Source organism: Achromobacter sp. NPDC058515 (assembly GCF_042721735.1).
Lineage (GTDB): Bacteria > Pseudomonadota > Gammaproteobacteria > Burkholderiales > Burkholderiaceae_B > Achromobacter.
Map to the genome: position 1 here is coordinate 1 of NZ_JBHXNI010000016.1, position 12,523 is coordinate 12,523.

A 12,523-nucleotide genomic window follows, 5' to 3' on the forward strand; every position below is an offset into this window, starting at 1 on the left:
CGCCCACGCCGCCCCGCCGGCCGCGGCCCCTGCGGCGGCTGCCGCGCCCGCGGCTGCCGCCACGCCCACGCCCGCTGCGGCGCCCGCGTCCGCGCCTGCCGCAGCGTCCGCCGCCGCAGCGCCCACGGTCATCATTCCGACCGAACTGGACACGAAGGCCTGCATCGACAAGCTGCGCAAGGGCGCCGCCGCCAACGGCCTGACCGTGGCGGATTGGGACAAGTACACGGCCAACGCCACCCTGCTGCCCACGACCGTCGCATCCGCCAAAGGCCAGCCCGAAGGGCGGGAAAGCTGGTGGGACTACATCGCCAAGACCGTGGACGACGAACGCGTCGACGATGGCAAGGCCGTGCTGGCCAAGTACGGCGCGCAGCTTGCCAACATCAGCCAGCAATACCAGGTGGACCCCGCCACGCTGGTCGCCATCTTCGGAATCGAGACCAACTACGGCCGCCAGGTCGGCAAGACCAACGTGCTGGACGCGTGGCTGACCCGCGCCTGCACCGAGAACAAGCAGCTCTGGGAAAAGAACGCCTACGCGTCCGTGCGCCTGCTGCGCGACGGCACCGTGCCCGCCGATAGTTTCGTCGGCTCCTGGAGCGGCGCCTTCGGCATGACGCAGTTCATCCCGACCTCGTTCTATGAACTGGCCGCCGACGGCGACGGCGACGGCCGCATCGATCTCTACACCTCGCTGCCCGACGCGCTGGCCTCCACGGCCAATCACCTGCGCAAGCGCCGCGCCAAGTGGACGCACGGTTTGCCGGCGGTGGTGGAAGTGCGCGTGCCGGCCGAGCTGGCGGCCGCGATTCCGCCCGAACCCGACGCGGAATACGTGGGCTCGCAGGATCGCCGCACGATCGCCCAATGGGCCCAGGCCGGCCTGAAGCAGGGCGACGGCTCCGTGCTGAAGCTGCCGTCGGGCAATGACGAGCAGGCCTATCTGTTCGCGCCCACTGGCGCGCGCGGCCCGGTCTTCCTGGCCACGGTCAATTTCGACGCCATCCTGCACTACAACCAGTCGCGCCGCTATGGCCTGGCCGTGTCGCTGCTGCTGAACCGCCTGCAAGACCGCCCGGGCCTCGTGGCCGCATGGCCCACCGACGATCCCGGCCTGTCGCGCGCGCAGATCAAGGAACTGCAGGAACAACTGTACGCCCGCGGCTATGACGTGGGCGTGGCGGACGGCATCCCCGGCGCCAAGACCCGCGACGCCGTGCGCGCCGAGCAAGAGCGGCGCAACCTGCCGCAGGACGGCCGCGTCGGCAAGCGCATCCTGGATGCGCTGACGGCCGATCAGCCGCTCGCGGTGCGGGCGGGCCCGGCGAAGTAAGCAGGAGGCCGGGCGCGCGGCAAGCATGGCCGCGCGCCCGGCGCCGCATGGGCGGATCCCGATGCCGCTGCGGCACTGGCCGGCGCCCCACTGGCCGGCGCATTTGAGGGTTAGGCAGGAGTGTCCCGGCGGCGGCCTGCCGGTATGATTGGCCTGTCCCGCCACCCTTCACGACAACCATGCCGTCAGCCGTGTTTCCTGAAGATTTTCTGACGCCGCGCCTGCGCGCCCGGCGCATGTCGCAAGCGCATCTGCCCTTCATCACTGAGATGCATGCCAACGCCGACCTGATGGAAAGCATGGGCGGTACGCGCGATGCGGCGGCAAGCCGGCGCTACGTGGCCCAGAACATCACCCACTGGACCGAGTACGGCTACGGCATGTATGTGCTTGAAGACCGCGAGACCGGCCTTCCGGCCGGGCGCGCGGGCCTGAAGGTCTCGACTTCAGGCGGGCGCAACGGCATCGAGCTGGCCTATGCCCTGCACCCCGGCTGCTGGGGCAAGGGCTTTGCGCCGGAGATCTCCCGCGCGCTGATCGCGCTGGGCTTCCGGCTGCTGCCGGTGGAGGTGCTGGCGGCGGTGGCGCTGCGATCCAACGCGGCCTCGCGGCGCGTCCTGGAAAAGGTCGGCCTGCGCTATGTCGGAACCACCAACGACACCCCCGAACCAAAGGTGCGCTACGAGATAAGGCGCGCGGAATGGCGCAAGCTGGAGGGCGTGTGACGCCCGTCCGCGCGGCGCAAGGCGCGCCGGCATGGCGCTAACATTGCGGCATGAGCACCAAGATTATTCCCGACGACGATCCGCAGCCCGTTCCGCCCGAGCGCCCCGCGCCCGAGGAATGCTGCAACAGCGGCTGCATACCTTGTGTCTACGACCTGTACGACGAGGCCATGGACCGCTATCGCGAGGCGCTGAAGGCCTGGCGCGCCCGCCACGAGGCGCCGAAGGCCTGAGGGGCTGCGCGCCGCGGTCAGCCTGCCAGCTTCATGTGGATGATGGGAAACGGCCGGCCCGAGTCGTCGTACGCCGAGCGGCCCACGTCCTCGAATCCGTAGTGCTTGTAGAAGCCGTGGGCCTGCGGGTTCTGCTCGTTCACGTCCACCAGCAGCGTGCCGTGCAGGGAACGCGCGAAGTTCAAGAGACGCCGGCCGGCGCCCTTGCCGCGCTTGTTGGCGTCGACGAACAGCATTTCGACCTTGTTGCCGGTCAGGCCCATGAAGCCGGCGACCTCGCCGGCATCGTCCTCGCAGACCCAGACCCGCACCGAGGGCAGGTAGGTGTTGAGCACCTGCGGGTACATCGCCTGGATTTCCTTTTCGGTAAGGAACGTATGGGTGGCGCGCACCGAACGGAGCCAGATATCCACCAGGGCCAGATCGTCGCCGTGGTTGCGTTCTCGGATGTTCATGTTCTTATTGATTCTGTATGTCGGATGCCGGCGCGGTCCTTGGCCGCTAGAGTCCTGAGCGATAGAGGTCCGTCGCCGCCAGGACCGTTTCCATCTGCACAGTATGCGCGAAAAGGAAGCGGTCGCCGTAGACGGTTTCATCCGGAAACTCGGAGATCAGGGCCAGAGGCAGCGCTTCCCGGTCGCTTTCGGCGACCTGCACCGGAATGCCATTGAGGACGTCAAAGCCGGATTCGAGCGCGTGCGCGTGAAATAGTTCCAGTTGGCGGGCATTGAATTCCACCAGGCCGGGCACGTTGCGGGCCAGCCGGGCGGTGACGCCCTCGATCAGGCGGCGCGCGCGCTCGGCCCAGCCGGGGTGATGGCGCAGCACCAGGAAGAAGCCCTTGGGGATCGTCCAGAGTTCGAAGTGGCGCGGCAGGTAGCCCGACAGCGGACGCGTCCATTCGTGCGCCGGGTAGCCGTGCAGGTTGATGTGCAGTTGCGCGCCGCTGATGGCGTGCGCCTGGTGCCGGCCTTCGCGTTCGAAGAAAGGCGCGCGTTCGCGGTAGGCGATGTCGTCGCCCAGCGCGCTGTAGCGCGACGCGTGCAGCATGTGGCGCGGGTGATGTTCGCGCAGGCGGTTAAAGAGCGCGTAGCCGTCGGGATTCTCGGCGGCGATCAGGGCGAAGTGCGCATCGCCGCGGGCGGCCAGCGTCTGGGCCGCGCGCAGCGCGCCGACGACGCCCGAGGTTTCATTGGCGTGCTGCGCGCCGGAGATGAAGACGGCGGGACCGGGGCCGCGCACATAGGTGCCCAGCACCGGACGGCCCTGGCGGGACACGGCCTGGAAGGCGTCGCCGCCGAATGCCGCCATGCAGCCGGCGATCTGCCCGGCAGACAGCGGTTCGCGCGCCTGCGCCAGCGGGGCTTCCAGCGCCGCCGGCGCGACGGGGGCCGGCGCGGCGAACGGCTCCAGCGAGATCAGCACGCGCGCCGCGCCGTCGTGGCGGCGGATGTCGGGAATGATCTGGCCGGGTTGCAGCCCGCGGTCGCCGGAAGGGCGGCCGGAATGCTGCTGGAAGTGTTCCAGCAGCGAGAAGTAAATGTCTTCGTGCAGCGCCTCGAAGGTGCTGACGATCTCCTCGTCCACGGGCAGAGCGAAGTCGATGCCCGGCAGGTCCACGCGGATTTCCAGGCGGTCGAAATAGGGTTCGTGCGCGCCCCAGGCGTGGTTGCGCACCGTGTCCAGGATGCTGCGGAACAGCAGCTGATACTCGGTGGCCTGCGCGGCATCGGTCTGCACCGCGCCATCGGCGTCCAGCACGCGCAGCCAGCCGGTGGGAGACAGCTCGGGCGTGCCGTCCGGCGCATGCCCGAGCTGGTTGGGCGCGTAGACGCGGGTATCGAGCTTGCGGCCGTCGGCGTAGGTCAGGCTGACGTCGTAATGCAGGTCGGCCGCGCCGGGCTGCATCGTCACGCGCACGCCCTCCAGCAGGGCCACGAGCGGATACGCCTCCAGCGTGAAGCGCTTGGCCTGGGCGTGCTCGTGCAGCGGGTAGCGCACGGCGGCCGAGACCAGCCCTTCGCGCTCGACTTCTTCCAGGAAGTAGTGCAGGAGCGGCTTGTAGGCGCTGCGAAAGCGCGCCGTGACGCCGGCTTGCGCCAGCCGGGCCTGCGCCGCGCGGCGGGCCTCCACGCCTTCAAACAGCCAGCCTTCCACGACCGCGCCGCGCCAGGCCGGCGCCATGTAGGCGTGCGTCCAGGCGTCCAGCGTGCGGTCAAACGTTTTTTCCAGCAACGACATGTCTCAATATTCCTTACAGGCCAGGCGGACCGGCCCGATGTTCAGACCTTGCCGGTCGGGTCCAGGCGGTCGCGCAGCCAGTCGCCCAGCAGGTTCAGGCCCAGCACCGTCAGCATGATGGCCAGCCCCGGGAAGACGCTGACCCACCAGGCCGTCTGCATATAAGTGCGGCCGTCGGCAAGCATACCGCCCCAGCTCGGGATCATGGGATCCACGCCCAGGCCCAGGAACGTCAGGCTGCTTTCCAGCAGGATATTGTTGGCGACGTTCAGGGTCATCAGGATCACCAGCGGGCCCAGCAGGTTGGGCACGATGTGGTGGCGGATCATGGCCAGGTCGCGCACGCCGAAGGCGCGCGCGGCCAGCACGAATTCGCGCTCGCGCAGCGCCAGGACCTGCGCCCGCACCAGGCGCGCGTACTGCACCCATTGCGACACGATCATGAAGAAGATGACGTTGAACAGCCCGCCGCCCAGGATGGCGATGAACGTGATGGCCACCAGGATGAAGGGCAGCGCCAGTTGCACGTCGGCAAAGCGCATGACGATCATGTCCCAGAAGCCGCGGTAGTAGCCGGCGATGAGCCCCATGACGATGCCCAGCAGCGCGCCGCCGATGACGGACGCAAAGCCCACCATCAGCGAGATCTTGCCGCCGACGATCACGCGGGCCAGCACGTCGCGGCCCAGCGGGTCGGTGCCGAAGGGATGGGCGGCGGACGAGAACGGCGCCATCAGGCGGGCGGCCAGGTCCATGGATTCGCCGCCGTCCGGAAAGATCCAGCCGGAGGCCAGCACCAGCACGACCATGACGCCGGTCAGCAGCGCGCCCAGTACGAATTCCAGCGAGCGGTAGCGGCTGCGCGGCTTGAACGCCTTGGGGGCGGCAGCGGTGGGAGTGGTTGTCTGCATAAGGCTTAGCGCGTGCGGATACGGGGATCGACGATGCCGTAGGCAATGTCGACGATCAGGTTGACCAGGACGATGACGGTGGCCAGCACGGTGACCGTGCCTTGCAGCACCGGATAGTCGCGGCCGGAGATGGCGTCGAACGCCAGGGTGCCCAGGCCGGGCCAGTTGAAGACCATTTCAATCACGACGATGCCGCCGATCAGGCCGCCGAACTGCAGGCCCAGGTAGGTGATGAGCGGAATGGCGCAGTTGCGCAGCGCATGCTTGTACAGCACCACGCGTTCCTTCAGGCCCTTGCTGCGCGCCACCATGATGTACTGGGCCGACAGCGTCTCCAGCATCGTCGTGCGCACCAGCCGGATGTTGGTGGCGCTGAGGATGATGGCCATCGTGAGCGACGGCAGGATGAGGCTGGCCGGGCCGCTCCAGCCCGACGGCGGCAGCAGCGGGAAGGTGATCGACAGCAGCAGCACCAGCATCAGCGCCAGCCAGAAGTTGGGGAACGAGAGCCCCACCAGCGACAGGATGCGGATGGCCTGGTCCGTGGCCTTGCCGCGCTTGATCGCGGCCTGGATGCCCAGCGGCAGGGAGATCAGGATGGACACGATCAGCGACGTGAAGGCCAGCATCAGGGTGGCGGGCAGGGCGTCGCCGATCAGCTTGGCGACCGACGTGCCGCCCATGAAGCTGCGGCCGAAATCGCCGTGCAAGAGGCCCTGCATATAGGACAGGTACTGTTCGTGGAACGGGCGGTTCAGTCCGAGCGCCTGGCGGATGTTGGCCAGGTCCTGTTCGGTGACGCTGCCCGAGCCCTGGCTGAGCATCAGCGCGGGGTCGCCGGTCAGGCGCACGGCGTAAGAGACAAGCAGCGTCACGGCCACGATCACGAAGACGGCCTGCAACACGCGTTTGATGAGAAATCCGGTCATAAGGCGCCACCCCGGCTTTCACCCGGGCGGGTAGGTAGTGTTAATGCTGCAACGAGCATCGTCCCAGCGGGATGCCGCGGAGCCGGCTTTGCCGGTCCGCAGGCATGCCCCCTGGGGGAGGCGCAAAGCGCCTCGGGGGGGGCTTACTCTACGGCCGTTTCAACGAAACGGAAGCGGATATCGCCCGGAACCTCCAGGTTCTTCACGCGCTTGTTCACGCCCACGATCGTGTTCAGGCTGTACAGCGGCAGTTCCAGCGCCTGGTCGGCGACGTACGCGGCAATCTCCTGCAGCATGGCTTCGCGCTTCTTCACGTCATAGACGGTGCGCTGCGCTTCCAGCATGGCGTTGAGCTTGGCGTCGTTGTCGTACGGATTCCACTTCTGGCCCGTGTGATACATCAGGTAGGCCGTGTTGTCGTAGTCGTACGTCCAGCCGCCCCACTGGTTCTGCCACATCTCGCCGGTCTTGCCGCCCGGGATGATGTCGTTGAGCAGCACGCCGGTTTCGTAGGGCTTGATCGTGGCGCGCACGCCCACGGCCTGCAGGTAGCCCGACACGGCCTGGGCCACTTCGCGGAAGTTCGAATCGCTGCCGCGCACGTCGATCTGCACGGCGGAGCCCGGCTTCACGCCAGCGGCGGCCAGGAGCTTCTTGGCTTCGGCCGGGTTGAAGGGCAGGGGCTTTTGCTCGGGGTTGTAGCCGAACGATTGCGGGCCCTGGAAGCTGGCGATGGTCTTGGCCTGGCCCAGCAGCAGCTGCTTGACGATGGCGTCGCGATCGACCGCCATGATCAGCGCGCGGCGCACGTCGCGGCTCTGCGTGATGCCGTTCTTGGTGTTGTAGCGCAGCGCAAAAGCCACGGGGCCGCCGGTGGAGATCACGTCGGCGTTGCCGGACTTCTTCACCGTATCGATCAGGCCCAGCGGGATCAGCGTGGCGATGTCGATGCGGCCGGCCTGCAGCTCGGCGACCTGCGTGCCGGGCTCGCCGATGAAGCGGTAGACGACCTTGTCCAGCTTGGGCTTGCCGCCCCAGTATTCATCGTTGCGCGCGAGCGTCACGTTGACCTTGGGCTGGTAGCTTTCAAACTTGAACGGGCCGGTGCCGACCGGGTTCGTGTTGAAGTGGTCTTCGCCTTTTTCCTTGATGTACTTGGGCGGCACGATCATCGCGCCGTAGCCGGCCAGCTTGGTCAGCAGCACCGGGTCCGGCTGCTTCAGGATGAAGTCCACCGTGTGCTCGTCCACCACCTTGATCTCGCCGATCGAGTCGTAGTTGGACTTTTGCGGGCCCTTGGCGCCTTCGGCGCCCAGGAGGCGGTCGAAGGTGAACTTGACGGCCTCGGCGTTGAAGGGCTCGCCGTTATGGAACTTGACGCCTTCGCGCAGCTTGAAGCGCAGGCGCTTGTTGTCGTCCAGGTATTCCCAGCTGGTCGCCAGGCCCGGCTGCAGCTTCAGGTCGGCGCCGCGCATGGTCAGGCCGTCGTACAGGTTGCCGCCCACCGAACCCCAGAAGGTCACGAAGGTGTCGATCGGATCCCAGCTGCCCGGGTCCTGGTTGATGGCCACGTTGAGCGTGCCGGCGGCGTGCGCGGTCGAGACAAGGGCGGGCAGCGCGCCGCCCAGCGCCAGGGTCAGGGCGGTGGCGGTGAAGGTGGTGCGTAAGAATTGCATGTTCGCCTCCAGGGACGGGTAATCGGGTCGGGCCGACGGAAAAGGGGTTCAGGCAGCCCGGGCCACTTGGTGGCCGGGCGCGAATTCGATCAGGGGAATGATGGCGGGCTCGTCGCCCACGCGGCGCACCGGGCTGGGGATTTCGCCTTCGATCAGGGACGTGTCGATATGGCGGCCGGGTTCGGCCACGGGAACCGCGGCCAGCAGCTTGCGGGTATAGGCATGCTGCGGCGATTCGAAGATCTGGCGGCGCGTGCCCAGCTCGACGATCTGGCCCAGGTACAGCACCGCGACGCGATGGCTCACCTTTTCCACCACCGCCATGTCGTGGGTGATGAACAGATAGGACAGGCCGCGGTCCTTTTGCAGGTCCATCAGCAGGTTCAGGATCTGCGCCTGGATCGACACGTCCAGCGCCGACACGGATTCGTCCGCGATGATCAGCTTGGGGTTGCTGGCCAGGGCGCGCGCGATGCACACGCGCTGGCGCTGGCCGCCCGAGAACTCGTGCGGATAGCGCTTGGCATGTTCGGGCTTAAGGCCCACCTGCTCCAGCAGCTCGCCCACGCGGCGGGCAATCGCGTCCTCGCCGGACAGCAGGCCGTGCGTGCGGATCGGTTCCGCGACGCTGAAAGCCACGGTCTTGCGCGGATCCAGCGACGCGTAGGGATCCTGGAAGATGTACTGGATCTCCTGGCGCAGGCGCTGGCGGCCCGCGCTGTCCATCGAGAAAATGTCCTGGCCGTTGTAGCGCACCGCGCCGGAGGTCGGCGCCACGAGCTGCTGCAAGGTCTTGCCGATGGTGGACTTGCCGCTGCCCGATTCGCCCACCAGCGCCAGCGTTTCGCCGGGGTAGACGTCAAAGCTCACTTCTTCCACCGCATGCACGCGGTGCGTGACGCGGCCGAACAGGTTGTGACCCACATCGAAACGGGTCGTCAGCTTGTCCACGCGCAGCACGGGCTCGTCATAACTGGCCGTGTCCTGCTCGCGGGTTTCGCCCACTTCGCGCAGCGTGTCGCCTTCCAGCACGGTCTGGGGCGTGCGCAGCGGCAGGTCGCGGCCGGTCAGGCTGCCCAGGCGCGGCACCGCGGCCAGCAGCGCGCGGGTATAGGGATGCTTGGGCGCGTTGAAGATCTCGTCGACGGCGCCTTGCTCGACCTTCTTGCCGCGCAGCATCACGACCACGTCGTCGGCCATCTCGGCCACCACGCCCATGTCGTGCGTGATGAAGATGACGGCGGTGCCCAGGTCGCGCTGCAGTTCGCGGATGGTGTTCAGGATCTGCGCCTGGATGGTCACGTCCAGCGCGGTGGTCGGCTCGTCGGCGATCAACAGGCGCGGCTGGCACGACAGCGCCATCGCGATCATCACGCGCTGGCGCATGCCGCCCGACAGCTGGTGCGGATAGCGGTCCAGCAATTGCTCCGCATCCGGCAGGCGCACTTTTTCAAGCAGCTTGCGCGCCGACTGGCGGGCCGCCGAGCGCGACAGCTGCTGATGCAGCATGATGGCCTCGACGATCTGGTCGCCGATCGTGAACACCGGGTTCAGCGAGGTCATCGGTTCCTGGAAGATCATTGCGATGTCGTTGCCGCGGATGGCGCGCATCTGCTCGTCGGTCGCGGCGGTCAGGTCGACCTCGCGGTCGGCGCCGTCGCGAAACAGGATCTGGCCCGTCGCGATGCGTCCGCTGGTGTAGTCGGTCAGGCGCATGATGGCCATCGACGTGACCGACTTGCCGGAGCCGGACTCGCCGACGATGGCCAGCGTCCTGCCCGGGCGCACCTCGAAATCCAGGCTGTCGACGGCGCGGAACACGCCGCTTTCCGTATTGAAGTCGACCGATACGCCGCGCACGGATAGCAGCGGGGCGGAAGTAGAGGCAGTGGTGCTAGACAACGTGGATTCTCACAGCGAAGTGGCGGCGCGGGCAGCCTGGTCGTACAGGCCCGAGAGGGCGCGCAGGGTATTGGCCAACTGATGGCTGGCGTCGTCCGCGGCGGGGGAGTCGATGAACGGCTTGACGAGGCATTGCTCGCGGACTTCGGCATAGCGCTGGATCGCGGCCGCGCCGGCGTCGGTCGTGGTGTAGATCACTTCCTTGCCCGTCTTGGCGCCTTGCACCACGCCCAGGCGCTCCAGCTTCTTCAGCGAATAGTTCACCAAGTGGGTGTCTTCGACATTCAGCGTGAAGCAGATGTCCGCCAGCTTCTTGCCCCGGCCGCGGTGGAACACGTGGTTGAGCACCAGGATGTCCAGCGAGGTCAGCTCGGGCAATCCCGCGCAGGCCATGCAGCGCACCATCCAGCGGTTGAAGGCGTGCGACGCAATGATCAGGCCGAACTCCACTTCCGACAGCTCCGGAGCGGACGAGGCGAGGTGGGAAGACGAAACGATGGCGTCCCGGACGGAAACAGGCATGGGCGTGGCAGGCAAGGGGACGGATCGGCAACAAAACGTTGGCGAATTATTGACGATTTGTGGATATGGAGGCATTCGGGATAACCCGGCAACGCTTGGGATGCAGGGGATCCGTTTGAATGTCGTTTTATTGCGTCGTCCAAATTCCGCTATTCAAAATAAGAATATCTTTGAATAACTGGCGGCTTACCTCTGGTAAATATCAAAAACGCAGCCTAAAGTCGTTTGTATACAAAAGATATATATTGTAATCAACAATTTCTTTCCGCAGAATTCGAAGCTTCGATTCAACGGGAGAGGGGCGCGCCGGCGGCAGGGTCGTGCGCGTCAGGTCGGTATGAGTGGATTCTGGCGGGGCGGAACAATATTGATTTGCGCGGCGGCGGGGTGGACCCCGGCGCTATCGCAGGCGCAGCCAGTCCCGGAAGCGGTCCAGCGCGCCACCGAGATCCAGCGCCGCCAGGAACAGGATATCGACGCGCAGCGCGCCCGCGCGGCCGAACGCCCGGATGTGCTGTCGCCCGCTGCGGCGCAGCAAGGCGACGGCTTGCGCTTTCCCGCGGAAACCCCCTGCTTCCTGATTCGCGAACTGGTCTGGGACGGGGCGCAGCCGTCCGAGGCGCTGGCGCGCGCCGCCGGCGCCGTCGTGGGCCAGTGCGTAGGCGGCCAGGGCTTGCGCGCCTTGCAGGAATACCTGATCGGCATGCTGGTCGATGGCGGCCAGGTCACCGCGCGCGTCGTCGTGCCCGAGCAATCCCTGGCGGCTGGAACCCTCACGCTGCGCTATCTCCCGGGCCGCATATCGGCCGTCAAGGGCGAGGGCGCCATCGGCTGGTGGCGCACAGCCCTGCCCACGGGACCGGGCGGAGAACTGAACCAGCGCGACCTCGACCAGGCGCTTGAAAACGTGCGCCGGCTTGGCAGTCAGGCCGACGCGGCCATCGATATCGCGCCCGGCCCGGAGCTGGGCGATTCCGACATCCTGATCCGTCCGGGCACGGGCAAGCGCTGGCACGGCTATCTGGGCGGCGACAACGGCGGCATGAACACCATCGGCAAGTACCAGGTGAACGCCGGGCTGACGCTGGATTCCCCGCTGTTCCTGTACGACCAGCTCTCGGTGTCGTGGAACAGCAATGCGCACTGGCGCGACTCGCAGTCGAATACGCGGGCGGCTTCGGTCAACTACAGCATTCCTTTCGGCTACTGGACCTTCTTCACCGGCGCCAGCAGGTCCACGTACCGCCAGACCGTGGCTGGCTTCGACGAACCCATCATCTACGGCGGCACCACCAAGCAGATCCAGGCCGGCCTGTCGGTCGTGCCCTACCGCGGCACGGCCTACAAGGGAAACTTGTCGTTCACCTTGCTGCGCAAGCGCACCGAAAGCACGTTGAACGACGTGCCCATCGACGTCCAGCGCCGCGACGTCACCGGCTACGAGATCAGCTACGGGCATCGCCAGTACCTGGGCCAGGCGGTGCTGGACGTGGGCGGCGGCGTGCGGGGAACCTTGCCGCAGTTTTCCGACCAGCCCGGCTATGTCTATGGCGATCCGGACTGGAACGGCCGCAGCACCATCTTCACCGCCAACGCGGGCCTCTACGTGCCCTTCAAGGTGGCGGAACAGCCCTTCGCGTATCAGGCCAGCTGGCAGATCCAGCACGCCAAGACGGCCATCGTGCCGGCGGACTACTTCACCATCGGCAACCGCTACGCCGTGCGCGGCTTTGACGGCCAGATGACGCTGGCCGCCGAAGACGGCTGGACGCTGCGCAACGATCTCTCGCTCAACCTGGAAGGCCTGACCCGCCTGCCGGGGCAGCAGCTCTACACCGGCTTGGACGTCGGCCGCGTCGGCGGCCCTTCCGCCGCATTCCTCTCCGGGCGGACGCTGGTCGGCGCCGTCGCGGGGCTGCGCGGCCGGTTCTCCGTGCCCTACGTGAATGCCAGCTACGACCTGTCTGCCGGCTGGCCGCTGAAAAAGCCCGAATCCTTGAAAACCGCATCCACCGTCTTCGCGATGGCCGTGATGTTCGAGTTCTGAA

General features: G+C 66.9%; 12 protein-coding genes. 5 read left to right on the top strand and 7 right to left on the bottom strand.

Annotated features, from left to right (window positions below):
* The 3 genes from ACFWP0_RS23515 to ACFWP0_RS23525 form a co-directional block, all read left to right on the top strand.
* On the top strand, nt 1–1,336 hold a 1,336-nt coding region (locus ACFWP0_RS23515; protein WP_377846177.1), incomplete at its 5' end, for a lytic murein transglycosylase.
* A 191-nt stretch (nt 1,337–1,527) separates the two neighbouring features.
* Entirely contained in the window at nt 1,528–2,061 is a 534-nt protein-coding gene (locus tag ACFWP0_RS23520) for a GNAT family N-acetyltransferase (RefSeq protein WP_377846179.1), read from the top strand.
* Between the two features lie 50 nt (nt 2,062–2,111).
* Complete coding sequence (locus ACFWP0_RS23525; protein WP_377846181.1) at nt 2,112–2,294, top strand: oxidoreductase-like domain-containing protein; 183 nt, start codon at nt 2,112–2,114, stop codon at nt 2,292–2,294.
* Between the two features lie 17 nt (nt 2,295–2,311).
* On the opposite strand, the gene ACFWP0_RS23530 is transcribed toward ACFWP0_RS23525, so the two are convergent.
* The 7 genes from ACFWP0_RS23530 to ACFWP0_RS23560 all read right to left on the bottom strand — a co-directional run bounded on the left by ACFWP0_RS23530 (nt 2,312) and on the right by ACFWP0_RS23560 (nt 10,475).
* Nucleotides 2,312–2,749, bottom strand: a complete 438-nt coding sequence (locus ACFWP0_RS23530) for an acetyltransferase (RefSeq protein WP_306944865.1) — start codon at nt 2,747–2,749, stop codon at nt 2,312–2,314.
* A 46-nt stretch (nt 2,750–2,795) separates the two neighbouring features.
* A complete protein-coding gene (locus tag ACFWP0_RS23535; RefSeq protein WP_377846183.1) occupies nt 2,796–4,535 on the bottom strand; it encodes a peptidase M14 in 1,740 nt (579 codons plus the stop codon).
* 41 nt (nt 4,536–4,576) lie between these two features.
* On the bottom strand, nt 4,577–5,446 hold the full coding sequence (locus tag ACFWP0_RS23540; RefSeq protein ID WP_377846185.1) for an ABC transporter permease: 870 nt from the start codon (nt 5,444–5,446) through the stop codon (nt 4,577–4,579).
* A 5-nt stretch (nt 5,447–5,451) separates the two neighbouring features.
* Nucleotides 5,452–6,375: an ABC transporter permease gene (locus ACFWP0_RS23545; RefSeq protein WP_377846187.1), complete on the bottom strand. Its 924-nt coding sequence runs from the start codon at nt 6,373–6,375 to the stop codon at nt 5,452–5,454.
* A gap of 143 nt (nt 6,376–6,518) precedes the next feature.
* Nucleotides 6,519–8,051 (bottom strand): ABC transporter substrate-binding protein, encoded by a 1,533-nt coding sequence (locus ACFWP0_RS23550; RefSeq protein WP_377846189.1) that lies wholly within the window; start codon nt 8,049–8,051, stop codon nt 6,519–6,521.
* 48 nt (nt 8,052–8,099) lie between these two features.
* Entirely contained in the window at nt 8,100–9,953 is a 1,854-nt protein-coding gene (locus ACFWP0_RS23555) for a dipeptide ABC transporter ATP-binding protein (protein ID WP_377846191.1), read from the bottom strand.
* Between the two features lie 9 nt (nt 9,954–9,962).
* Nucleotides 9,963–10,475 (bottom strand): winged helix DNA-binding protein, encoded by a 513-nt coding sequence (locus ACFWP0_RS23560; protein ID WP_377846192.1) that lies wholly within the window; start codon nt 10,473–10,475, stop codon nt 9,963–9,965.
* Here ACFWP0_RS23560 and ACFWP0_RS23565 point away from each other — a divergent pair.
* Both ACFWP0_RS23565 and ACFWP0_RS23570 read left to right on the top strand, forming a co-directional pair.
* The gene (locus ACFWP0_RS23565) at nt 10,474–10,653 is read left to right on the top strand and encodes a hypothetical protein (protein WP_377846194.1); all 180 of its coding nucleotides are present in this window, start codon (nt 10,474–10,476) and stop codon (nt 10,651–10,653) included. The two genes, ACFWP0_RS23560 and ACFWP0_RS23565, sit on opposite strands and share 2 nt — an antisense overlap.
* A 159-nt stretch (nt 10,654–10,812) precedes the next feature.
* A complete protein-coding gene (locus ACFWP0_RS23570) occupies nt 10,813–12,522 on the top strand; it encodes a ShlB/FhaC/HecB family hemolysin secretion/activation protein (protein ID WP_377846196.1) in 1,710 nt (569 codons plus the stop codon).
* The last annotated feature ends 1 nt before the right edge of the window (nt 12,523 follow it).